This window comes from Vibrio sp. 10N.286.51.E5, assembly GCF_041469125.1.
Lineage (GTDB): Bacteria > Pseudomonadota > Gammaproteobacteria > Enterobacterales > Vibrionaceae > Vibrio > Vibrio crassostreae_C.
Genome location: NZ_JBFRJZ010000046.1, coordinates 1 through 25,000 on the forward strand (window position 1 = coordinate 1; position 25,000 = coordinate 25,000).

The following is a 25,000-nucleotide window of genomic DNA, read 5'->3' on the forward strand; positions in this document are numbered from 1 at the left end:
CGAGATACCGACTACTTCTTGGAAAGCCGCGATGAACCACAAATAAGCGGCTCTTTTTTAGCCCAATTTTCTGCTCTTAAACCTTATCGACTGTATCCGCCCCATGAACCCACGGGACGATATTGTTAATACGTGAGCGCCGCAATCACACTGTTAGCGCTAAGGAACCTTTGAAACCGTCATCAAAGCTCACTCATAATAAGCTATTATTTACAGTAGATTTCGGTTAATTTTCCAAAGGCCATTATGAAAAACAAACTGAGTTTAGCAATTCAAGCATACTGCAACTGGATTGATTCAAACATTATTGAAATTGCTTATGTCGGTTCCATTCTAGTTGTGATTCTAACGCTCATCATCAATCTTATTTAGGCTTCCATTTCCTAAATATTAGTTTCCTTTACTCATTACCGAGCTTTTCTAAAAGCCTCAGAGTTAAATCAATCACCTCATGGATTTGGAGTTTTACGCCTTCAAATAGCTGCGTGAGCGGATCTATTTTTGAGGTTGCAGCTTCAACAATGACTGATTTACCTCAACGATAAACTGATAACCTCTCATTCAATGAATCCTATCTTTTTAACCATTGCCTTGTTCGTTTGTAGGGGCCCGTCCTCTATACACGACTATTGGTTACGCTTGAATGAGGATACTATTGAATTAGAATGCCCCTCAAACATATATCGCCTTGGTGATTGAGAAACAAACAGAATGAAACAAACAAATCATATCGAACAATGCCAGCAAGAAATTTTGAGCTTTTCGGACCGATTACATCAATCTGGTTGTGCGCCTTACTCGGTAGCTCAATACACTCAAGCTTATGCAAAACGCCAGAACATTGATGTCTCTATTGATGTGACCCCGACAAAAGTCATCACTATTTTTGAGCAACCCACGCAAAAAGTCGTGATGGAAAACAAAAAACCACCCTCGGTTAACTTACGTGATTTAGTCGCAACGCTTAAAGGGTTTTCGACTCATTCCCATTACGAAGGTTCAGAAACCTACTCGAATCGTACCTTGTGCTTTGCCAATTTATTGCTTCCGCCATGTTATTTAATGTTAGTTGGCAGTACTTATCTGGCGGTCGGTTTATCCATTATTCTGGGCGCTATAGCCTGGCTAGCACAAATTTTCCTGACTGGGCCAAGAAGCATTCTTGTCGAGTTCTTTGTCGCCTTAGTAGCCAGTTTTTTAACCGGTATGATAGCGGCACAGGTTCCCGGCTTACCAACATTGGCACTGTGCATTTCTTCCATTGTCCTTTTTATTCCTGGGTTAACCGTCACCAACGGCTTAGCCAGTCTTGCTCTCAATGACTTTCGGTCAGGTATCGAACTGCTTGCACAAAGCGCACTCATAGTAATGAAAATATTCATCGGCATTGTTATGGGGTTAGGCTTAGCCAACATAATCAATCAACCATTATCGGTACCGGTATTTATTGATGAAATCCCATTCGTTCTTCATGTCACCGCACTGATCGGGATTTCTGTCGCTATTGGCCTTATTTTCAACGCAAGTATGACAGAAATTCTCTTAGGCCTTCCTGTCGCGGCAATTGGCATGTGGGGGCCACATTGGTTTACTTCCGATTGGGTTGTAGGTACATGGGTAAGCACAATACTCATTACGCTTTACGGGTTGGGGATGGGAAAATTGCGTCACGTTCCACCACTCATATACATTATTCAAGGGATCATCATTCTTGTCCCCGGTAGTCGAATCATTGTCGGAGCAAGTGAGTCCTTCTTTGCGACCTCCATTTTACCCATTCCGAATATTGGTCTGTCCGCCTTGCTGATGTTTGGCGCGATTATGGCGGGACAAATCATGGTTTATTCTATATTTAGTCGTCATTTTGATTCCATCATTGAGGAATAACCATCGATCTAACAATAGCTGATCAACACGCCCCAATAACCCACGATTGAGTCTTTATCTGCTTTTTGACGTTAACCGATTCTGAGAAGGTACTGATGAACAGAGTCTCGAAAATCGATAAGACTATTTTGTTTCAGATGGCGAGGGGAATGAGCAATATGGATTTGGAAAAACCGAATAGAATCGAAAGTAGCCAATAATTCGATAAGATAAGGATGCTTAGGATGAGTCAATGCAAACTAGGCAGAGGTAAGCTAGGTGTAGGCAAGCGCTAGGTTGATAGGCTTGCCATCTACTCCATTTCCGTTCTAACTACGCCACCAGTGCGTTCAGTTTTTTACGCATACTCTCTTTATCAAGGCCACCTTTAGGTCCAATGAAGACTAACCGTGACGAACGAGATTCATCATCTTCCCATGCATCTCCAACCGTCACATTGGCTCGCTGGCCCGTGCACTGAAATACACAGCGATGATCAGGACGATCGGTTAAATTTAAAATACCTTTCATGCGATAAGCATCAATTGAAAACTGTTGCAGTAGAGGATACAAACTTTGTAGATTAAGCGGTTGATCAGTTTCAAAGCTGAATGTTTCGAAATCATGGTTCACGTGATGACAGTGCTCATCATGACAATCATGGTGCTGGCATTCCCTTTGATCAGCCGCTATTTTGTTAGTGACAAAGCGCGTACTTTCAGGGGCATCAAATAAGATAGGTAAATCCACTTCGCCGAATGAAATATCAATCAATTTAGCAAACGGAGCTTGTACTCGGCACCATGCTTTGACTTGCTCTAGTTTATCAGCATCGACTAGGTCAACTTTATTAACCAGAACAATGTCAGCCACTTGAATTTGCTGCTTCGACAACGTCTCCATTGGGCCTTCTAGCCCTAAAATGTTTTCCGCATCGATCGTCGTCACGATTGCATTTAAAGGTGCGTGTGCTTGCAGTTCCGGATCTTCAAATTGAAGTGCCACTTCTTTGGGTTCTGCGATACCTGAAGTTTCAACAATAATATGGTCTGGGCGTTCCTCTAATGCGAGTAAACGCATTACCGAAACGACTAGTCCTTCTGCAAGGTTACAACAGATACAGCCATTCTCTAGGCTGATCATATTTTCACTTTCAGATTTAACTAACTCCGCATCAACATTGATTGATCCAAAATCATTGACGATCACAGCCATGCGCATTCCATTTGCATTGGTTAATATATGGTTTAGTAGGGTCGTTTTCCCTGCTCCTAAAAATCCGGCTAAAATTGTTACTGGAATAGGCTTCTTGCTCATAGCATGCTCTCTTTCGATTTTCGTTGTCTATATTTACTCGGTAAGCAATAAAAAAGGTTGAGCTAATGCCCAACCTTTTAAGTCAGGATAACTTAGCCCGTAACTTTGTTGCGAACCGCTTCACCTGGGTTTGAATCTAACAACATTTCACCAGCTTCAATGATAGGTGTCCCGTTTACAAGTACGTATTTCATGCCTGTAGAAAGGGCATTTGGTTTATCAAATGTTGCAACGGCTTTTACTTCATCAAGTTTGAAAATAGCTAAATCAGCATCTTTACCTACTTGAATACGACCTTTATTTGCCATTTGTGGCACAGCATCCTCAAGAATACGACATGCGTTTAAGCTAGTTCTTTCCATCGCTTCTACTAGTGTTACCGCTTTGTATTCCTCGACATATTTTTCAATAAAACGAGAGAAACAAGCAAGTGAGCGAGGGTGAGCTATTGCGTTGCTTGGAAGTGGCCATACATCACCTTCAATTAATACGCCTTTATCATCCATCCAAGGCATTGCATCTGAAGCGATAGCTGCACCTGGGAACAATACTGAACGGTCCATTTTAGCGCGATCTTCTTTGTTCTCATCGGGTTTTAAGAAGTGCATGACAACCACGGTACCGGGCGCTGATGCTTGTAGTTCAGTGACTTTTTCTTGGTTTAGTGCTTTACCATTCGCTTCCATGTAGCTAGCGCTTGGTACACCCCAACGTTGTAACCAATCGTCACCACGGAAAACTTCTGCGCCAATAACGGAAGAGCCAGCACCATAAGGATAAGCTTCAGTAGTAACGGCTAAACCTTGATCAATGGCGGATTGAACTAAATCGGCACAATCTTCGATATCTTGTACTGACGTGCTGTTGAGGTGACAAATGTGCATGTGTGCACCCGTTGTCGCGGACAGGCTAATGAGTTCTTGGTATGCTTCAAAGCTTGATTTTGGCTCTGCGCTGTTTAGGTAACGAACGTGAGTGTAAGTTGGTACTTCATAGCGTTTTGCTAGTTTAGCAAGATCATAGTACTCTTTGTGGCCATAACCTGGTGCGTAACCCGCGTTAATACCAATGCCTAAGCCCCCCTCTTTAAGACCTTGCTCAACCGAGCCCAGAATTTGTTTTAATTCATCTGGGGTTGCTAGGGTATTTTGCCAATTGTTTTTAGAAAAAGCTTTCTGGAACCAAACAATCGTACCATCAGGAGCAGGCATCGTAGGTTCTTTTGCTTGAATACGAGCGTAAGTCCATGCTACAGAAGCGCCGTAATTAATCGGGCGACCTTCAGCAGCAGTAATATCGTAGTACGTTCCGATTGGGAATAGACCAGATTCCATCTCAAGAGCGGTGGTTACGCCATCGAATGCTTGAGCACGGGCAGCAGGAAGTTGTTGTCCGTGAGCGTGCATATCGATAAAGCCAGGTGCAACCACGAGACCTTCAGCATCGATGATTGTTTTGCCTTGCAGCTTTTTGTCTGAGATTGCAGCAATACGCTTACCTTTAATACCGACGTGACGAATTGCGTCGAGTCCAGTTTCAGGATCAACAACACGGCCATTTTCGATAACGATATCAAATGGCCCTTTCTCGTTAGGCATCAGTTTGATGTTTTGGCCAACCAGTTTTTCAGGGGCTGCATGTAAAACAGAGGCAAAAGGCAGTGCCGCAGCCCCAACCGCTAACTTAGTCAAAGTCGAACGTTTATCTGTATCGACACCATCAAGTAATACTTGCGTAGCGTCCAATTCATTTGGGTCGTAATTTTTCATATTGATACCTGTTATGTTTGTTGTAAAAGAATATTAGTTCATGATTGCTATGAAAACTATGCTGCATGTAGAAAAATCAATCGATTGACTAACACCCACCTTTCCATCATTAGAATCCACTGCCAACCGTTATATAAAACGCGCTGTCAACGTCACTAAAAGCGAGGTCTACCCCCATGTGTAACCCATATCGGCAAGCTATCTGATAGCGAAATCCAGCACCATACGCATCGACACTTTCATCGTCTGACAGACTGCCCTCTACTGTCGCTTTACCCAGGCCATAAAACGCAGAAACGGTCCAACGATTATCAATCGCATTATCGTATTCCGCGACAACACCCAGCCCAGAGGTCACCGAGCTCTGGCCAATAATATGTTTCACACCCAGCATCAATGGTGTGTTTGCCACTCGAAACTGGAGCTGCTGAAGCGCAGCGACTCCCGAGTTTTTTGTGCCGAATTGAATCGTTTTGTTGTACGACGCACCTATACTGAACTCTTTGAAAATATCGAGGTTCGCCTTTCCAGCGCCAACGCCACCCGTATATCGAATGGTATCTTTTAGCCACGACGGTATCACCGTTAATGTCGGTATCAGAACCTGCGCCATATTCAAAGTCCCCACCATGAATAAAGACATACACGGGTAATGACTCTGAACCATTGATCTCCGAAGGACGCCAAATATTAAGATTCAAGCAATCTTCAGATTGCTCTTGCTGGGTTATTTTAAGCTGTGGGCACACGGCGCCAAATTGTGTCGCATCTATAGCGCTATCAGCATTGTGTTCTAATTGACGGAGTGACTGTGCTGAAAACGTTGTTGATCGGCGTAAGTGATTCCTTTAAACGCTTCAATGGATACGCGTTGCTCGTCACCTGCTAAGGTATTGATCACAACAGACTCTCTATTTGCGAAAAGAGTCGCGTCCCCGATGGATACTGAAACCTGCTCTGTTGGTAATGTCTGAAGCGGTTCTGGCTTAATAGGACGTGAGCTGGTTTCATCACTACCCCACGCAGAAAGAGCAACAGTGATAGCGATAACCATGAGTGAGCGATGCGTTAAATTCATGGTTGTACCCATAAATGTGTTCGGCCATCTGACCTGATATTGGTATCATCAAACCTGAGAATCCCTATGCTCAGCCATGCTCATTTCTGGAGTATTTGAAGTATTTTTTCTTTATGGTGCGATATTAATTCACTCTTTAAATTTGAATAAATCGCTTATGCAGGACGTGATCCTACATATATTCACTACCGTGAGTGGATGTCGCTTTTTATTTATCACAGAGACTTCTTGTTGTACCTTCTTTGGCTGACTATCTAGGGTTGATAAAATTTCAACGGGTTCTTGAAACAGCTCTATAGGGGGTTGCTGTGACTCTCCTTCTGAAGCTTCAAACTCATCAAAGAACCCAAATATGTTATTAGAGTCCGATGGCATAGTTAGCACCAAACGTAAGTTTCGAGGCCAAAGCCAATATTGTTGAGGTCTGTTTTGACTTGACCCGAAGAGGTCCAAGGTAGGAGTGCGTCGATATCAGGCTCTGCTTTCGCGAGCTCTTTCATGCACTTGACCATGTAGTCGTAGAGGATAAGACCGTTGGCTTTCGCGGTCTCGATGATGCTGTAAAGCATCGCGCTCGCCTCAGCACCGTTTGTGTGTTGGAGAATAGCCAATTTTCCCTGCCAATAACCAGCGGTTTAATTGCGCGTTCAGCGCGATTATTATCGATAGATAAGTGACCATCGTCGATATAACGAATGAGTTTAGGCCATTGCCCGAGCTAGTACTTTATTGCTTTGCCTAGTGGGCTAGAGCCTATCACCTTCTGGGTTGTCATCCATTGGTAAAGCTCATCCAGTATCGGCTTGGCATACGCTTAACGCTCTGCTTTGCGTTCTTCGGCAGGCGCACCTTTTAAGCGTGATTCTATCCCGTAGAGCTTTTGGGGTTTAGCCAGCACTTTATCAGCCTTGCCCGATTTACCTTCCCCTTGAAGCTTCTTCGCGTCCATGAACTTGCGTTAAGCACCCCACATTAGTGACGTGATGCAGACCATGATAAGCCGTGTAGCCATCGGTTTGTAGATAACCGTTGTAGTCACCTAAAAAGTCCACGGGGCACACCCTCGCGCGACTGTTTTGATAGTCGTACAAGGCGATTTTTTCACATTCGGCAGTGCCGCTTCGGGAGAGTCAGCGCCTGAGCAGTAAAGCCGCATATAACACTGCTTCTCTTCTTTGAGCACATTGAGCGGCGTTTCATCCGCCTGAACCACCACTTGTTGAAGTAGGTTCTCCTTCAAGGCCGCATACAGCGGGGCGAACTTCTCACTGACTTGGATAACCCACCTTGCCATGGTGGCGCGTGATAGCTCGATACCCGACTGGGTAAACAGCGATCATCAATCAATGCATTGGGTGCTAACTCTTGTCCTCCACCCGCTAAGCGACCATTACAAAAAGCACCTACAAGGATCTCGCCGGTAAAGCTGCCTTTGTCTATGGGCAACGTGCCACTGTAGGGCTTAAAGCCAAGTGCTTTCACCACACCTGTTAGTGTATACGCACCGCCACCGAGAAAATCTTTAAGCTCGACTGGCATTTCAGCTGTGACTTCAGCACCAAAACCCGCCGCAGCGACATTCATAAAATAGCGGTCATTCGCACGCACGCTATCCACCGCAAACGCCTTGCCTTCCACCGCTAGTTCAAAAGCACCCGAAATATCGTTAGGTATTCCCGTTGCGGTAGCAAAATCATTCGCAGTGCCCATTGGGACAAGCGCCAGTTGTGGTCTTTCACTGGCACGGAACAGGTTGAGCGCGTTAACGGCTTCATTCACCGTTCCATCGCCACCGACAACAATCAGACGCTTAACACCATCGCATATTGCCTCGCTTACCAAACGAAACATGTCCGACGATTCCCAAGTCACTCTAACTTGCAGGTCAATATCATTGTCCCTCGCCGCAAAGATGGCTTGCCTTAATTCCGGGATATTGGCTTTCTTTCCGTTTAAAATCACGCGAATGCTGTCCATGGCTATGTCCTTGTATAGGCTAACTTGATAACTCTTTTGCTGCCGCTTTGATCTTAGCTCGTAACCACTTATGGCTTGGTTCATTAGTACGGCTTGGATGCCAAATCATACACATATCGAGGTCTTCCAACTCGAAGGGTAATGGTAGTGTTTTTACCGCGTACTTTTCAGCAAAACAACGCACTGATGAAATAGGCATTACTCCGATGTACTCAGAGCCTTCGATAACAGGAAGCATCTCTACAACGCCCGCTGCGCGATACACGATTCTACGTTTCTCAAGGTCACTATAGTGCTCAGAGCTTAATAAGCTTTTGCGCGCATGCCACCTAGAGACCACCACATGCTCGAGTGCTAAGAACTGTTCCATATCGATGGTATCGCCAACCGTAGGATGATCACTACTACACACCACGACCAGCTCTTCTGTAGAAATCACCTCGTACTTAAGCATGGTTCTTCCTTTAGGCGTCATATCAACAATCACGTCGTGTCTTTGCAGCCTTAAATCAGACTCATAGTCTTCGGTAAACAGAGGATGAACCTCTAACGCGATACCTGGTGCGACTTGGCTGATTAACCGCATGACTTTTGGCATCATTTCGTAGCTCGCCGCCGAGACGCAGGCAATGGAAAACACGCGGCCTGAGGTTTTAGGATCGAAGTCTCTTGATGCGGATAAGGTAGAAGTAAAGTTTTTAAGTGCAGCGGCCATTGCAGGATAGATATCAATAGCGAATGTGGTTGGCTCTACGCCTGATGTGGTGCGATGAAACAGTGGCTCATCATAGATATCTCTCAACCTTGCAAGTGCTTTACTCACTGCTGGTTGGCTTATATCCATGCGATTAGCAGCTCTAGATAAGTTCTGCTCTTCATAGATAGCAACAAATATAGGAATTAGATTTAGTTCGGTACTTTTCATACAGTTCCATATTAAAGAAGCAGGTTCCCCATAGTAGAGAACCTGCCGATTATGTTCGATGCGAATAACTAAAGTTTGCTACTTAGTTCTATCTTTTAAGTTTGGCAAGGCTTTAGGGATTTTCAAGCGAGCGGCAATTGAACGAGAATTGCTTGAGTTTGATGTGTCACTGGGCAAGTTACGTAACCCTTTCCATAAACGAGTGAATACGTTTTTATCTTCACATCCTTGTTGAAGGGCTTCGCTATCTTCTAGCCAACGCTTTTGTCCATTTGATTTACCATGTTGCGCTTTATCCAGTTGCACTTTATTCAGTTCTAACTGAGAGGTTTGGTTTCGCAATTGACGGTAGATAAAGGTTCTTAATGCAGCCCAATTACCTTGCTTAACTAAACGACGTAGTACCAGCCAACTCGGTGTTGGGCGGTTTGCGTAGTAACGCTTAACCGAAACAATCAACGCAATGCAGACTAACAACACCAAACCAACACTAATAAACACCGACATGTAGGCTTTGATGAAAGATTGGACTGTGTGTTTGGCTTCAAACACTTCGCCTTTTATCACCACGTTTTCAAGGCGTTGATTTTTGCTGTCCCACCACTGAAATGAAAACTCTGGCAGCGTAAACTCACCACCCTGCTGAATCACATATACAGTCTGTTCAACTCGGCTTGAGCGATAATCACCACGTTCTTGAGTGTCATCCAAACGGTTGGGCTGTGGGTAAGCTTGGAACTGCTTAGTGGACTTATTGATTAGCACATCTGGCAGCAACACAGAAAAGCTGTCTTTTGCCTTAATCGTGATAGTTCGAGTAATAGCATCGCCAACTTTTAGCTCTTCACTTGAGCGTTGCCATTGCTGCTCTATATCTACTTCTGTCGCAGAAAACCAAGGCGTTTCATTATCGAGTAAACCTGAAGGCAACGAAGCTTCAAACTTAATCGGCTGCGTGTAAAGCGTACCGCCCACGTTTGAACCATCAGGAGCAGAAACTTGGATACGAACCGGTACGGTTGGAATAACAAACTCACCGGAAGTCATCGGATAAAGCGTCACTTCCCAACGCTGACGTGACCATGTAGTACCACCGACTCTTTCTGTGTAGTTCGTCGCGAGTTGGTTACGCTGCTTAGCGATAACGTTAGGGATTTCGATACTGCCGATTCGAGTGCCGCCCGTTAACCAGCGCGGTGTCGCCACCTCAATGTTCAGAATGACCTGCTCATTTACGCTGACTTTGCCCGGCGTTATTTTGTCGCCTGACTTGGGTTTCTCGCCAATCCAAGCGATAAGCTCAACGTCACCACTTTTTTGCAGATCGAAGATATCGGCAGCAGAAGCAACAGCAGGAAAAAACCAACTCAACATAAGAGTCATCGACAACAACCATGTGCGGGCTGTGAATCGCGCTCGCTTTGATTGAATCGCTTCAAGAGCTAAATCATATCGACTCATTGCGTTTGCTCCTGTTTTGACGCTTGTTCGATGGAAGGCGCAGGATCTCTTAACTGAATTTGGAATTTGGATTTCAAGAAGAACTTAGGATCGGCTTCTACTCGCTTTAACCACTTGTCGGCAAGCTCTTGGCTGCCCAAAATCTCATTCGCGTTAAGTGTTTCCTTAAGCATCAATTCCGCTACCGTTTCTTCTTCAGCGCCATCACCCGTTCGCGGCTGATCGTCTTCGAGTTCTAAAGATTCTTCAGGGCCATCTGTGGTTCCAGACTGGCTTTCACTGGTTCGGTTTACCTCTTCGACAATTCCACTAAGCACAGCAAGATTGTTCTCCACATCCGTTCTTAGTTCTGGTGACAGATCCTCTTTCTCACTTAATGATTTCAAGAGGTCTCGTGCGGCAAGGTATTCACGCTGCCTAGCTAACGCACTCGCTGCATTGTACAAACCAAGGTCAGTTTTGGTTTGAAAAAACGCACTGTGAGCGAGCTTAAAATCACGAGCATAGTAATAAGCCGCGCCCTTTCGCATTGGATCCTTAAAATGCTTGGCGGCTTCAAGGTATTCCTTTTGATTCAATAAACGTTGTCCTTGCTGATCAGGCGTTAGCCATAAGTCCCACCACCATTGAGCTGTTTTGTCCCAAGTAGTAACCGACTCCACCACAACTGGTTTCTCAGCGGTTAAGTTGACTGTTTTCGCCAAAGTGTCTGGTGAATACATGCTGCTTGTGATCATCAAACCAACGACACACCACTGCACCAACCACCCTTTTCTGAACCACAGCAACATAATGAAAGCCATTGGAATAAGCAGTCCATAGCCCATGTCTTTCCAAGGCATTGAAGATTCGCCGTTGAGCTGCATGTTTCTTTCAACCGCTCTGTTCAGTTGTTGGATATCCGAATCATCAACGGTCACTTCAATCACTCGTCCACCCGTCTTACTCGCTAAGTTACGCAGTGAATCTAGGTCGACAGGGTTATCGCTCACCACATTACTGTTTCCTGCGGCGAGAATGAGCAACTGATACGGATTGTCGTTAAAGAAACTCTCGTACGCCCTAATGGTGCTTGGGTTTACACCATCTGATACCAACAGTACAGAAGAGCCTAACTCACCAGACAGTTGCTGATTAATCAGTGGCAGTGCTTCCTCTGCTGACTTACCTGAAACAGGCATGATATCGGGTGTGATAGCCGCTAGAAACGGTTCAAACACCTTGCTGTCTTGCGTGACGGGCATCGCCACGTGTGCGCTGCCTGCATAAACCACTAAGCCCGTATTACCGCCTTTGCGAGCTGCCAATAAGTCTCTAATTTTCTGCTTAGATCGTTCCAAGCGACTTGGAGGCAAATCTTTAGCAAGCATAGATTCACTATTATCAAGCACAACCAACATCGACGCTTTGTCTTCACCAAAAGGCGAAGCCTCACGCTGCCATGTTGGGCCAGAACAGATAATGATGGCGATAGTCACAATCACTACCAATAGCTTCAACGGCAGTTGCTTGCGCCAGCCTGTTTCGCCAATCGTCAATGCATCACGTAAATGTGTAGGTAAAATGTCTTTCCACGTTGGTTTGGTCTCTTCTCTCCAACGAACCCATAACAGGAAGAACATCGGAATAAAGGCCAACAACCACAAAGGTCGGATAAAATGAAACTGGGTAAAGAACTGTTGTATCGTGAGAGAATCAGGCATCACTCTCTCCTTTCAAATTCTTAGCCGAAGAAGCGAGCAGCGATCTTCGGCGTATCGTTGCTAAGCTGAATGCGGTCAAATACATCACTACAACAATCGCCATCAAATAGTGGTGCAGCCCCTGTTTAGGGCGATAAGTGGTACTTTCATATAACTGAGGTTCAAGCTCACCAATCTGAGCATAGGCTTTGGTCAGTTCGTCGCGGTTAAGTGCTTCAAAGGCTTCGCCACCTGACTCTTGAGCGACACGCTTGATGGTTTCCATATCCAGAGCAACCTCTCCAACGGTTTGCGGATCGCCCATCGCAATAACGTGAATTCGAACGCCTTTAGCCTTGGCGACTTTTGCGGCATCGATAGGCTCAACAAAACTTCCCGTATCATTACCGTCGGTTAATACGATCACGACCTTCTCTTTTTCGTTGGCATCAACACTTGAATCTTGAACGGCAGCACTCTGCTTTTCGCTTTGTTCAAACACCTTAATCGCCAAGCCAATTGCATCACCTAAGTGCGTGCTTTGCCCTGCCATCGCGACATCGGTTTGATTAAGCAGTTCAAGCCACACATCTTGGTCAGCTGTAAACGGTGTTTGTACAAACGCTGCATCACCAAAAAGAATCAAACCGAGTCGATCCCCTTTTCGGGTAGTCGCAAAATCAGCCAGCACTTCTTTGGTCGCGTCCAAACGAGATATTTTATCCCCTTGTTGAGAAGTAAAATCTTGTTCAGCCATTGAGCCAGACAAATCAACTACCACCATCACATCGCGGCCTAATTGTTCACGAACTTGTGGCTCACCTAAGATGGTTGGTTTAGCTAACGCGCAAACCACGAGTACCCAAGTAGTAATCAGCGTGGTGCGTTGCCACCAGCTTGGTGTTAATTGGCTTGCACCTTCTGATGGCGCCTCACCAATCGCTTCAACCAGCTCACTGAAAAACGGCACTTTGATCGCCATTTGCTTGGTGCGATAAGCAGGTACGGCGAAGTAAACGAGTAAAGGCAAAGACAGTGCGATAAACCACAATGGGTGCGCGAATTCAAAGCTGGAAGATAAAACATCAAACATTGTCTTGCCCCTCAACCGTTACCTGTACATTCGGCTTGTGAAGTTTTAGCCACATCATCGCGGTTTGAATTACCTCTAAACGCTGTTCAAAGCTCAAACGCACATTAGGGTCAATTAAGCTCTGCATCCATAATTCTGAGATTTCATCGGCAAAGAACGCATTGCTGTTTTCACTTGTGTTAGCGCTAACAGGCAGATAAGCGTTCAGACGGTTTACATAAGCTTGTCCAAACAGCTTTGCATTACTGCTGTCTAGGTAACGAAGTACCACTTTGAGGACTTTAAAGGTTCGTTCGGTTGAGTTCTTGTCTCGTGCATCCAGTACCATGAGTTCTTGAAGCGCTTCTTTGCGATAACGGTTATTCCACCACCTTAACGCCAAGCGATAAGCCAGATAGATAGCGACCAATAACAGAATAACGCCAAGGTTCTTCCAGCCGATCGTTTGAGGAGCCCAGCTCACACTGTCAGGAATGGCGACATCATGTAGGTCGCGAAGGATATAAGTACTTGGAGGCGTATGTTCAACAGCCATTTAGCGCCCTCCCACTAGTTTCTGCAGCTGTGATATGTGATTGCCCGACGTGTCTAATTCTATATAAGGGAGGTTTTTCATCGCCATCAATTTAGCAAGGGACAGTTTCTGAAGTGCCGCTTTTTGGGCAAGACTTTTACTTGCGAGGTTAACCTTAGATTGGCTATCCAGATTAAGTTGAAAGCGACCATCACCCACCACCCAGTTTGCGCTTGCCAGATCTTGAGGCAATGATTGTTCTAATGGATCGGTGACCATAATGGCTAAGATGTCGTTGTGTTGTTGCAGTTGCTTTAGTCGGTCAAGATGTTGCTCTTGGCAATCTCGCCAATCACTAATAAAGATTAAGGTCGATTGCTTTAATCTCATTCGTTTTATCAGTTCAATCCACTGGCTAAATCCAACACCTTCGCTATCGCTCACACTGACACCTAAGCTTTGATTAGCCTTGGTAAGATGTTTTAACTGAGCCAATAAGTCCGATTGAGAACGCTGCGCTTTGGTATGAAAGAGCTTTTGGTGCGACGCCAAAACGAAACCAACTCGATCACCATCTTTCAGCACTCGCCATCCACACAATGCCGCCACTTCGGCAGCCACAACAGATTTCATGGTGTTTTGAGACGCAAAGAACATCGAACTGCGCTGATCGACACAGATCATCACATTACGGTCTTTCTCTTCGGTATAGCTACGAACATGAGGCTTACCCGTTCGCATCGTAACTTTCCAATCGAGATTACGGATATCATCACCCAATTGGTAATGACGTAATTCTTCGAAGTTCAAACCACGACCACAGAACAAAGAGTTATGTCTGCCCGAAAGTACGCTGCCCGCTTTTAAATGAGGTAACAGTGAAAACGACTCAGCTTGAGCCTGAATTCGCACTAACCTTGAATAATCACAATACAGTCGTGGATCAAGGCCTTGCGATTTGGGAGCTTGTGTTGGCTTCGCCATGACGCCCCCTAGTTATCCAATCTCAACATTATCGAGCAGTTCTTCAACCACTCTTTGATGGTCAACACCATCGGCCAATGCGTCGTAAGACAACGAGAATCGGTGACCTAATACGGTTGGTAACATGGCACGCACATCGTCCAACGTGACATGGTCACGTCCTTGCAACCATGCATAAGCGCGAGCACATTTATCCAACGCGATGGAAGCACGCGGACTTGAACCAATCTCAATCCATTTAGACAAGTTTGATTCTGGGTAACGCTCTGGCTTACGAGTTGCCATCACCAAGGCCACAATGTAGTTCTCAACTAAATCAGAAACGGCAATGTCTGGAAGTTGGCGCCGAGCTTCAAGTACCAACTCAGGTTCAATATGTTGTGGCGTGACTAATTCTGAACTGGTCTCGCTACCGAGTTCCTCACTGCGCACAAGTCGAATGATGTCGCGTTCAGCTTCATCTTCTGGATAGTCGACTGTCACTTTCATAATGAAACGGTCCATTTGTGCTTCAGGCAGTGGATACGTACCTTCTTGCTCAACTGGGTTTTGTGTGGCTAGCACCATGAACAAATCTGGCAGGATGTGAGTTTGACCACCCACCGTAATCGTCCCTTCCGCCATCGCTTCAAGCAGAGCAGCCTGTACTTTTGCAGGCGCACGGTTCACTTCATCGGCTAATACAATGCTGTTGAAAATAGGACCCGGTTGGAAATGCAACTGAGGCTTTCCATCAAGCTCTTGATACACCTCCGTGCCCGTCACATCAGATGGCAGCAGGTCTGGCGTAAATTGAATTCGACCAAAACTGGTGTTCAGTAGATTCGCCAGCGATTTTACTGAGCGAGTTTTCGCTGTACCGGGAAGTCCCTCTAAAAGCACATGGCCATTAGTCAATAACCCTATCACCAGAGCCCGAACGACGTGGCTCTGACCGATAACACTTTTCTCTGTTTGTTCAATCAGTTGGTTTATTGCTTGTTGCGCATGGTTCATAGGTCTTCCCTTAATTCAATCTGGCTGCGTACATCCTACTCACAAGCCCCATAACTATTAGTTATACACATGATAAACAGTTATAAACGCGATAATTGGTTACAAGCGGAATAAGCAGCAAGCTCGATAGCCAAGCTCACCTCATCGCTTTATTTAAACCTAGCTTTCAATTGGTTAATGGCTTCCGGCGGTGCCACTTTGCTCAATGATGAAATACATTGCTCAAACGCCTTTGGTACGCCCGGTATATGACTGTTTCGCGCCAACACTTCACACTGGGCATACAGGTGCTGTGGGTTGCGGCTAAATTGGTAAGCCTTATGCAGTGATTGACTTGCCGCAAGCACATCCGATTTTTCCAAAGCCAATCCGTACACATACCAATATTGAGGGTCGGTTTGCGCAGTTTCAGCGGCTTGTTTAAGGTAGTCCGTTGCTTGTTCGTAATCTTTCACACGAAGCAGAGACAATCCTGTGCTGTATGGCAAAACACTCGATTTAGGCTGAGCTTCAATACCTTGCTTCAAGGTCGACAACGCTTTTGCCTCGTTACCTTGCGCTCGATACAAATCCGCTAAATTGGCGTAGCTGTTTTCGAAATAAGGCTCAATCTCGATAGCGCCTAGATAAAACTCAATCGCTTTGTCGTGCTGGCCTAAATCTCGGTAAACGTTGCCTAGGTTAGTACGTCCAAATCCTCTGTCGGCATTAAATTGCTGTATTTCAATGTACTCTTCTAATGCAGGCTTGATTTGGTCTTTCTGCAGAGGGTTCATTTCTCCCCAATAACGCACTAATGCGCCTGCGGTTTCTGAACGAATCGACAATACAGGGGCTTTCAGTAGCGGCTCTAGAATTTGCCAACGGTCAGTGAATGGGAAACCAGACGAGCCTTGTACCACACCCAAACGGATCATTTCATCATCATGTTTCACCGCTCTTGCCAGCGAAATAAGCGTATTCTTACCCGTATTACCGCCCAAACGTTCTAAGCTCGATGCACGAATGATATTGCTTAAGCTAGAGTCCTGAGCCGAGTATGCCAACGCATCCTCTGCACCTCTGTGCCCTATCGAGTCAGCATAAAAGGCAACGGCAAAGTGCTGCTGATTACGGTACTTAGAATCTGGGAACCACTCACCGATTTGCTTATCTGCCCACTGGTCGGTTTGATCTGCATGACAGCTAGTGCACACGTTCGGCGTTTTAATGTGTTGGCTAATATCAGGACGTGGGATATGCCAACTGTGGTCACGCCTTGGGTCGACCTCCATGTAAGTCGTCTCTGGCATGTGACAAGTCGTGCATTGTGAAGCTTCAGTATTCGCTTCGTGGAATGTGTGCTTTTCAGGCGTGTATTCTGATGCAATATGACATTGGCTACACACGGCTTCTTCCGCAATTTTTAGTTCAGCGGTATGAGGATCGTGGCAGTTAGTACATGTGACGCCTTTTTCAGCCATCACGGATTGAAGGAAAGATCCGTAAACGTAATCTTCATCGTAGATTTGACCATCGTTGTGGTAAAGCTCTGGGGTAATCAAGCTCAAGCGATACTTATCAAAGAAAGACCCGTTAACGTGATCACCCGTTTCATTTAACTGAGTACGACGGCTGTGGCATTGAGCACAGGTTTGAACTTGATTGGTATGGATGATGTCTTTTGGTTGCAGGGTTGAATTACCCTCTTGATAGATCCACTCTTTGACCGACTTCGACAAGTCGCGGTCAAAACCATAATGCGCCGAGACTGGAGCATCCTTTCCACCGTTAGCTTTTGCTAGCTGAGCCTTTTCAACGTGCTCACTCGCAGGGCCATGACACGCTTCACAACCGACATTAATCTCAGACCAAGTAGTGTTGTAGGTATTACTCGCGCTGTCGTAGTTTTTCTCTAGGTTCGTTGAATGGCAATCAGCACACATGAAGTTCCAGTTTTGACCGCTATTGGTCCAGTAGAATTCATCGGTGTTGGTGGTATCAGGATAGAGGTGAAACCAGCGTTGACCGCCTTCGCCCTCAGTGCGAGAATCCCAAGCGAAAGGAATCAACTGTACACGGCCGTCTTCAAATTCAACCATGTATTGTTGTAGTGGTTCAAAGGCAAAGGTATAGCTGATTTTGTAATCTTTAAAGTGGCCGTCTTGCCATTCAATATTGACCCAGAACTCTTCGCCCTTGCGGAAAAATCGGTTGGGTTTACCGTCATGAGTGAATGTTTGATCGTTGAAATCGCCTAATACAGATTCGTCTGTAGCGTGCTTCATCGCCATATCATGATGAGAGCCCTCCCACGCTGCGACTTCTTCACTATGACAATCAACACATGCTTCCGAACCGACATAGCTGGCTTTAGAACCGATAGGTAAAGCGTCAGAGCTAACGGGTGACGCTACAGAGTTGGCCTTTGAAATATCAGAGTTGATATTAGGATCTTGCTCGTTGGCATAGGCGTTCAGACTGAACAGCGACAACATCAGTGAAGACAAGATTGCGGATAATACTGCGACTCGCTGGTGTTTCAATCCGTTTACCAGTGAGCACAACCATGCAGACATAACATTCCTTGTTTTTATACATCCTTATGCTTAATAAGGTAGACGTAAAAACAACGAATTTACAATTATTTAGTGGCAATGAGCTCGATTGTTGTGATTCGTATTCACGACCGGGATTTACTCATCGATATGCGCATAAAAAAAGAGCTCCTAAGAGCTCTTCAATCTGTTCAGTTTCACTCAAACAATCACTTACTTGTTATGAGATTCCTGCAGTTTTTCCATTACCTGATCCAAGCTAAAGCTCGCAGCTTTTTGACGTGGCGGATATTCAGCAAAGGTTTCTAGGAACTTGCCCACATACGCTTGTGCTGGAACGAACATATAAGCATGGTCTAACAACCAGTCGTAATATGTGTTCGATGTAATGTCTGCGTTTTCGTATGGGTCCATACGCAGGTTAAACAGCTTAGGAAGACGTAACGTCACGAACGGTTCAGCCCAAATTTGCATGGTACCCGTTGCACGCTGCTCCATGAACACCGCTTTCCATTGGTTGTAACGAAGCGCCGCTAAATCACCATCATCGGTAAAGTAGAAGATCTCCGAACGACGGCCTTTCTCTTCTTCACCCGTTAGGTAAGGAAGGAAGTTGTAACCATCTAAGTGAACCTTAAACGTTTTATCACCGGCAGTATGACCTTTGAGTAGTTTCTCTTTGATTTGGTCATCACCAGCGGCGGCAACGAAGGTTGGCATCCAGTCCATATGGTGCATGATTTCGTTAGATACGGTTCCTGGTTCAATCTTACCAGGCCAACGAACCATTGCTGGTACACGGTATGCGCCTTCCCAGTTGGTGTTTTTCTCACCACGGAACGGGGTTGTACCCGCATCAGGCCAAGAGTTCATGTGAGGGCCGTTATCCGTTGAGTAGAAAACAATCGTGTTGTCTTTGATACCCAACTCATCCACTTGCTTCAATAGTTGCCCAACGTGTCGATCGTGCTCAACCATACCATCAGCGTAGTTACCGACACCGGTTACGCCTTTACTGTCGGCTTTCACGTGCGTTCTAAAGTGCATACGTGTCGCGTTCCACCACACGAAGAATGGTTTGTCCGCTTTCACTGCGCGATCCATAAAATCAAGTGCCGCGTCTAGTGTTTCTTCATCAACCGTTTCCATACGCTTACGCGTCAGTGGACCGGTATCTTCAATCTTGCCATCAGCGAATGACTTAATGACACCACGAGGGCCAAATTTCTTACGAAACTCAGGATCGGTTGGGTAATCTTCATTCTCTGGTTCTTCTTCAGCATTTAGGTGGTAAAGGTTGCCAAAAAATTCGTCAAACCCGTGTGCTGTTGGAAGGAATTCATCTTTATCGCCAAGGTGGTTTTTACCAAATTGACCTGTCATGTAACCCATAGGTTTCAGCATTTCTGCGATTGTCGCGTCTTCTGCTTGTAAGCCAATGTCTGCGCCCGGCAAACCTACTTTACTCAAACCCGTTCGTAATACACTTTGTCCCGTGATAAAGGTAGAGCGACCCGCAGTACAAGATTGCTCTGCGTAATAGTCCGTAAACATCATCCCTTCTTTCGCGATGCTATCAATATTCGGGGTTTTGTAACCCATGAGACCGAAGGTGTATGCACTCACATTGGATTGACCAATATCGTCCCCCCAAATAACCAATATATTTGGCTTTTCAGCCGCAAAAGTGGCGCTGGACGCGGCCATCATCGCTGTACCCAAAATCGCTAATCGACGTTTAGCGCCATATTTCGCTGTCATAGAAACCTCTTCGTAAGTTATTTGCATCCTGCCCTACAACGTATAGTCCATTTTTTACACATGCGCGAGATTCCCTAAGCTATTAATCTTTTTGTCATTTTTATTGAGATACGGATACAGAAATCATCGATAAGGTTTACGCCAACAAACATGATAAGGATCACACATACAAACTAAGGCTTTATTCTACGTACCCACTGGAGCTGATATTAATCAATAGGTTACCTAAGCATCATAACGATTGGTTATAAGCACTATAAAAGGACGTAACGGAATTTTGAGAATAACATTTGCTCATCGATGCGTTGTTCTAACGCATTAATCTTAAAAGTGAATCGGAGTCCTTATGGGTACTAAAATTAATAAACTAGCATTAGGTGTTGGCTTATTAGCAGCTTCTTCAGCGGCAACAGCAGCGGAAAAACCGAATATTCTTGCTATCTGGGGTGATGACATTGGTGTTTTCAACATCAGTGCATACAACAACGGTATGATGGGTTACGAAACGCCAAACATTGACCGTATTGCGAATGAAGGCGCACTATTTACTGACCACTACGGTCAACAATCGTGTACTGCTGGTCGTGCTGCATTCCTAACCGGTCAGGAACCTTTCCGTACTGGTCTATTGACTATTGGTATGCCAGGTTCGGACCACGGTATCCCTGATTGGGCTCCAACGATTGCAGACCTTCTAAAAGAACAGGGCTACATGACCGCTCAGTTTGGTAAGAATCATATGGGTGACCAAGACAAACACCTTCCAACGAACCACGGCTTTGACCAGTTCTTCGGTAACCTATACCACTTAAATGCAGAAGAAGAGCCTGAAACATATTACTACCCTAAAGACCCAGAGTTCCGTAAGAACTACGGCCCTCGTGGTGTAATCAAGTCTACTGCTGACGGTAAGATTGAAGATACTGGCCCAATGACGCGTAAGCGTATGGAGCATGCGGATGAAGAGTTCCTAGAAGAATCTCTAGCATTCATGGAAAAAGCGGTAAAAGCTGACAAACCATTCTTCATCTGGCACAACACCACTCGTATGCACGTGTGGACTCGCCTACAAGAGAAATACCAAGGTAAGTCAGGTATCAGTATTTATGCTGATGGTATGTTAGAGCATGATGACCATGTTGGTGTGCTTCTAGACAAGCTGGATGAACTAAAAATCGCTGACAACACTATCGTAATTTACTCTACCGATAACGGTGCTGAAACGGTTTCTTGGCCTGATGGCGGCGCAACTTACTTCCACGGTGAGAAAGGTACAACTTACGAAGGTGGTATGCGTGTGCCTCAGCTAGTTCGCTGGCCTGGGACTATCAAACCTGGAACTAAAATCAACGATATCATGGGCCACCAAGACTGGATTCCTACTCTACTAGCAGCCGCTGGTGATGATAAAGTGGTTGAGAAGCTAGCATCTGACAAAGGTGCAACTTACAACGGTAAAAACTGGCGCGTACACCTAGATGGTTACAACTTCCTGCCTTACTTCCAAGGTAAAGAAGAGAAAGGCCCTCGTGACAGCATGCTTTACTTCTCTGCTAACGCTGAGCTAAACGCAGTACGTTGGAATGACTTCAAGATTTCGTTTGCTGTGATGGATGGTAACATTGTGGATGCAGTTCGTTTCCAACCAAACTGGCCTCAAGTTGTTCACCTACGTGCTGACCCATTCGAGAAAGCACCGCACGAGTCTGGTATGTACCTACGCTGGATGGCAGACAACATGTGGTTATTCGTTCCAGTAGGAAATCAGGTTCAAGAGTTTATGACGACGCTACCAGATTACCCTATGCAGAATAGCCAAGTACTGAACCCAGGTAACTTCAACCAGAATGCATACATGCTTCAAGGTAAACTTAAGCAACTAGAAGCGGCAGCAGCGCAAGCTAAATAAGCTACTCTAGATTAAAAATGTAATAACGAAGCCGTGGTGACTGAATGCAGTGACCGCGGCTTTTTAGTATCCAATACAAATAACATAAGACGCGAACCGCCAACTAGTACAATTCACACCCAACCTACCCTCTCATTTTTCAAAAATAAAAACTCACACTAGTCAATGTGAACCTTAATATATGACCGTTGCGTTAAGATTTCGCAAATTTTTTCAAATCCTTATGACATGACTTGAATTGGAGTTCTTACCATGCGATTGTAGTTCAACTGCCCATAAACAACTGTATGATTATGAAAACATTAAAATCCATCGCGCTGCTTTCCACAATTATCGCAGCGCCACAAGTGTTAGCTGACGTAACAATTGAAGTTCCTTCTAGCGCAGATGCTTTAGTCGAAGTCTTAGCTGTTAATGAGGCTAAACCTGATCTCGACGGTGGTTTCTTCTCTTCGAGCAAAACGATCACCGTTCCAGATGGCGTAAACCAAATCGTTTTCAAATATCAACTGGCTTTCAGCCAAGGTAACGACCGAGAGTTTGTCGATAGCGATACCATTATTGCTACTTTTGATGCGACAGACACAGCATTGACGTTTGACATGCCTAAGTTCCGTAACACCAACGAAGCGAAAAAAGGCCTTCAAAACTTAGATTGGAAACTGGTTGATGAAAACCAAAATGCAATCAGTGTTAAGCAAGACAAACTTATCAAAGATGGCATGCAGATTGGTCGTAAGTACCCGCAAGAAGCGAAGGAGTACAACCAGAAAGGCGGCATCGCTGCACTTACAGTAGGTTCTAGCGCGGGCGTAGCAGCTGCTGTCGCACAACCGGTAACGCTTCCAACAAAGATTGACGGAAATGCAGCAAATACAGCTGAAGAGATGCTCTATTTCTGGTACGAAAAAGCGGATGCTGAAACCAAGCAGAAATTCAAAGACTACGTGAACAAGTAGCTCAATGAGCTTAATTTAAGAATGAAAGAAGCTGGCAAACTGCCAGCTTCTTTTTTGTCTTCATCTAGATGATTTAGGCTTATAGAGATTAAGCAGACTCAGTCGATAACACTTTACCATCCACTTTAGTTGGCCATCCTAGCGCTTTATACTCAGCTGCTAGTAAATGGGCACAGCGGCTAGAAATTCTGGTCAAAATCAGCTTTAGCTAAGTAACCTTGAACAAGCTCTCGATATTGCTGCTTCAATGGCGCTTCAATAAAGCTCGCGTCTATCGCATTCAAACTAAACAGCGCTAACTCCTGATGCGTCATCTCATGAGCTTTGCTCACCGCATTAAAGTTATCCGACATGTAACCACCAAAATAAGCAGGGTCATCCGAGTTAATCGTTACAGCCACACCCTTTCTGAGCAGTTCGACAATGTTGTGGTCTTCCATCACATCGAATACACGCAATTTAATATTCGACAGTGGGCACACCGTCAGTGGCATTTTGGTTTCAATCAGCTCTTCGATTAGAGCTTCGTCTGTCATGCACTGGACACCATGATCCACTCGACTCACGCTGAGCATTTCAATCGCATCGACAATGTTTTGAGCCGGCCCTTCTTCTCCTGCATGCGCCACCGTCAAGAAGCCCGCTTGTTTTGCTTGTTGGAATACACGCTTGAACTTCTCTGGTGGGTGTCCTAATTCAGAAGAGTCCAGTCCAACCCCGACGATCTTATCTTGATGCTTCAATACCTCTGCGAACGTTTGAATGGCGCTCTCTTCAGATAAATGGCGCAGAAAACATGCGATGATTTGAGAGGTAATGCCCAACTCTTTATGACCCTGTTCAAGCGCACGATGAATGCCGTTAATAGCGGTGTCGAATGCAATGCCACGATCGGTATGTGTCTGAGGATCAAAGAAAATCTCAGTATGGATAACATTGTCGGCTTTACAGCGTTCTAGATAAGCCCATGTTAAGTCGTAGAAATCCTGTTCTGTGCGCAGTGCATCAGCACCTTGATAATAGATATCCAGAAATGACTGTAAATCATCAAATTCGTATGCGCGTCTTAGTTGCTCTGGGGATGAATAAGGCAGCTCAATGCCATTGCGTTGAGCAAGCTGGAAAAGTAACTCAGGTTCGAGCGAACCTTCAATGTGTAAATGCAACTCTACTTTTGGGAGCCCTTGAATAAATGCGTTCATATTTCACCTACTATGGATTTTAGGTGTGCACTTACTCTGAATAATAGACAGGAGGTTTTCTTGAACGCCATTACAAAGAGTAAGAACACAATTGTGATCTAAACCCTTCGTAATCAGCACTTTGCGGGAGCTGGTAGAGACCCCCAAACCATATCATTGGGGTTATACGAAGCAAACGGATGCTACTATACAGAGTTTAATGGGAATTTCACTAATCAATTGCTCATTAACCGATTTCTAAAGCAGGAACCTGTTTGGTTCGATCTCAACGGTAATCTGGTCGTATTCTCGACATCAGCAACATATCGATGTACTTACCCGCTTTGAACGTACTGAGTCTTTTTGTGCCTTCTAACTGAAAGCCTACACGTTCATACAAAGCAATAGCGGCGTGGTTATCGGCATGAACCTCTAACTCAAGACGCACGAGATTAAGCCAGTTATCCGCCTGATTGATCGCTTCTTGCATTAACGCCTTACCGACCCCTTTACCATGCATATCTGGGTGAATAGCAATACCAAGACCAGCGCAGTGCCTGTCTCTTACCTTGGTGGTCATGAATAAAGTAATGTGACCCACTACTTTGCCGGAGACTTCCGCAACCAGAGTGAAATGGTCTGAATGACCAAACAGTCGCTCCACTTGTTCAGAACTAAGATAAGGCTTTTGTGAGGTGTTTTCTGAAACTGAAGGGCGGCGATAAATATCGAAAACATCTTGGCTATCCGTTGCTTCTAAATGTCTAATTTGTATTTCCAAAGCGCTTCCTTATCCTATTATTTCTATCCATAAGCTAATTTTCATATTACGGATAGCAACGGGAACCTACAACCTTTAAAGGTGTAAGTGCCCGAAATAATTAAACAAATAGTAAGACTGAACTTAAACTTCTGCTTTGATGAGTATTTTTAAAATAGTGTGAATATCAGAATTTATAATCCACACCCACACCAGGGCGGGATCGCACTT

19 protein-coding genes, 2 pseudogenes and 1 riboswitch are annotated in these 25,000 nt (G+C 45.1%); of the genes and pseudogenes, 3 read left to right on the forward strand and 18 right to left on the reverse strand.

The window, feature by feature from the left end; all coding sequences use genetic code 11:
• Positions 1-711: 711 nt before the first annotated feature.
• The gene (locus AB4161_RS16810; protein ID WP_372083680.1) at positions 712-1,887 is read left to right on the forward strand and encodes a threonine/serine exporter family protein; all 1,176 of its coding nucleotides are present in this window, start codon (positions 712-714) and stop codon (positions 1,885-1,887) included.
• Positions 1,888-2,199: 312 nt separating this feature from the next.
• On the opposite strand, the gene AB4161_RS16815 is transcribed toward AB4161_RS16810, so the two are convergent.
• The 16 genes and pseudogenes from AB4161_RS16815 to AB4161_RS16890 all read right to left on the reverse strand — a co-directional run bounded on the left by AB4161_RS16815 (position 2,200) and on the right by AB4161_RS16890 (position 19,960).
• Positions 2,200-3,183, reverse strand: coding sequence for a GTP-binding protein (locus AB4161_RS16815; RefSeq protein ID WP_032548688.1), 984 nt, complete (start codon positions 3,181-3,183; stop codon positions 2,200-2,202).
• 92 nt (positions 3,184-3,275) lie between these two features.
• The gene (locus AB4161_RS16820; protein ID WP_102319826.1) at positions 3,276-4,952 is read right to left on the reverse strand and encodes an amidohydrolase family protein; all 1,677 of its coding nucleotides are present in this window, start codon (positions 4,950-4,952) and stop codon (positions 3,276-3,278) included.
• A gap of 109 nt (positions 4,953-5,061) precedes the next feature.
• The gene (locus AB4161_RS16825; protein WP_017070416.1) at positions 5,062-5,619 is read right to left on the reverse strand and encodes a hypothetical protein; all 558 of its coding nucleotides are present in this window, start codon (positions 5,617-5,619) and stop codon (positions 5,062-5,064) included.
• Positions 5,579-5,701 (reverse strand): annotated as a pseudogene (locus AB4161_RS16830) (carboxylesterase family protein); the annotation flags it as partial. The pseudogene AB4161_RS16830 and the gene AB4161_RS16825, both read right to left, overlap by 41 nt.
• Before the next feature lie 44 nt (positions 5,702-5,745).
• Positions 5,746-6,030: a hypothetical protein gene (locus AB4161_RS16835; RefSeq protein WP_017062010.1), complete on the reverse strand. Its 285-nt coding sequence runs from the start codon at positions 6,028-6,030 to the stop codon at positions 5,746-5,748.
• A 377-nt stretch (positions 6,031-6,407) separates the two neighbouring features.
• Positions 6,408-7,366 (reverse strand): annotated as a pseudogene (gene tnpC / locus AB4161_RS16840) (IS66 family transposase); the annotation flags it as partial.
• Entirely contained in the window at positions 7,267-8,007 is a 741-nt protein-coding gene (locus AB4161_RS16845) for a YegS/Rv2252/BmrU family lipid kinase (protein WP_372083681.1), read from the reverse strand. The pseudogene tnpC and the gene AB4161_RS16845, both read right to left, overlap by 100 nt.
• Positions 8,008-8,026: 19 nt before the next feature.
• The gene (locus AB4161_RS16850) at positions 8,027-8,932 is read right to left on the reverse strand and encodes a LysR family transcriptional regulator (RefSeq protein WP_372083682.1); all 906 of its coding nucleotides are present in this window, start codon (positions 8,930-8,932) and stop codon (positions 8,027-8,029) included.
• Positions 8,933-9,010: 78 nt separating this feature from the next.
• Positions 9,011-10,393, reverse strand: coding sequence for a BatD family protein (locus tag AB4161_RS16855; protein WP_102320960.1), 1,383 nt, complete (start codon positions 10,391-10,393; stop codon positions 9,011-9,013).
• Positions 10,390-12,096, reverse strand: coding sequence for a VWA domain-containing protein (locus AB4161_RS16860; RefSeq protein WP_372083683.1), 1,707 nt, complete (start codon positions 12,094-12,096; stop codon positions 10,390-10,392). Before AB4161_RS16860 ends, AB4161_RS16855 begins: the two co-directional genes overlap by 4 nt.
• On the reverse strand, positions 12,089-13,168 hold the full coding sequence (locus AB4161_RS16865) for a VWA domain-containing protein (protein WP_372083684.1): 1,080 nt from the start codon (positions 13,166-13,168) through the stop codon (positions 12,089-12,091). Before AB4161_RS16865 ends, AB4161_RS16860 begins: the two co-directional genes overlap by 8 nt.
• The gene (locus AB4161_RS16870) at positions 13,161-13,703 is read right to left on the reverse strand and encodes a DUF4381 domain-containing protein (protein WP_372083686.1); all 543 of its coding nucleotides are present in this window, start codon (positions 13,701-13,703) and stop codon (positions 13,161-13,163) included. The genes AB4161_RS16865 and AB4161_RS16870 overlap by 8 nt, the downstream gene beginning before the upstream one ends.
• Positions 13,704-14,666, reverse strand: coding sequence for a DUF58 domain-containing protein (locus AB4161_RS16875; protein ID WP_372083687.1), 963 nt, complete (start codon positions 14,664-14,666; stop codon positions 13,704-13,706).
• Positions 14,667-14,678: 12 nt separating this feature from the next.
• On the reverse strand, positions 14,679-15,662 hold the full coding sequence (locus AB4161_RS16880) for a MoxR family ATPase (protein ID WP_017060007.1): 984 nt from the start codon (positions 15,660-15,662) through the stop codon (positions 14,679-14,681).
• A 149-nt stretch (positions 15,663-15,811) separates the two neighbouring features.
• Positions 15,812-18,220 carry a tetratricopeptide repeat protein gene (locus AB4161_RS16885; RefSeq protein WP_372083688.1) on the reverse strand — a complete coding sequence of 803 codons (2,409 nt, stop codon included), beginning with the start codon at positions 18,218-18,220 and terminating at the stop codon, positions 15,812-15,814.
• 192 nt (positions 18,221-18,412) lie between these two features.
• Positions 18,413-19,960 (reverse strand): arylsulfatase, encoded by a 1,548-nt coding sequence (locus AB4161_RS16890; protein WP_017060009.1) that lies wholly within the window; start codon positions 19,958-19,960, stop codon positions 18,413-18,415.
• A gap of 346 nt (positions 19,961-20,306) precedes the next feature.
• On the opposite strand from AB4161_RS16890, the gene AB4161_RS16895 reads away from it, so the two are divergent.
• Both AB4161_RS16895 and AB4161_RS16900 read left to right on the forward strand, forming a co-directional pair.
• Positions 20,307-21,869, forward strand: a complete 1,563-nt coding sequence (locus AB4161_RS16895; protein WP_017064704.1) for an arylsulfatase — start codon at positions 20,307-20,309, stop codon at positions 21,867-21,869.
• A 293-nt stretch (positions 21,870-22,162) separates the two neighbouring features.
• The gene (locus AB4161_RS16900) at positions 22,163-22,828 is read left to right on the forward strand and encodes a DUF2057 family protein (protein ID WP_102320967.1); all 666 of its coding nucleotides are present in this window, start codon (positions 22,163-22,165) and stop codon (positions 22,826-22,828) included.
• A 179-nt stretch (positions 22,829-23,007) separates the two neighbouring features.
• Here AB4161_RS16900 and AB4161_RS16905 read toward each other — a convergent pair whose 3' ends face one another.
• Both AB4161_RS16905 and AB4161_RS16910 read right to left on the reverse strand, forming a co-directional pair.
• On the reverse strand, positions 23,008-24,030 hold the full coding sequence (locus tag AB4161_RS16905) for an adenosine deaminase (RefSeq protein ID WP_136979512.1): 1,023 nt from the start codon (positions 24,028-24,030) through the stop codon (positions 23,008-23,010).
• A 90-nt stretch (positions 24,031-24,120) separates the two neighbouring features.
• A riboswitch (purine riboswitch) is annotated at positions 24,121-24,220 on the reverse strand.
• Positions 24,221-24,295: 75 nt separating this feature from the next.
• Positions 24,296-24,790, reverse strand: a complete 495-nt coding sequence (locus tag AB4161_RS16910) for a GNAT family N-acetyltransferase (protein ID WP_017066469.1) — start codon at positions 24,788-24,790, stop codon at positions 24,296-24,298.
• Positions 24,791-25,000: the final 210 nt, after the last annotated feature.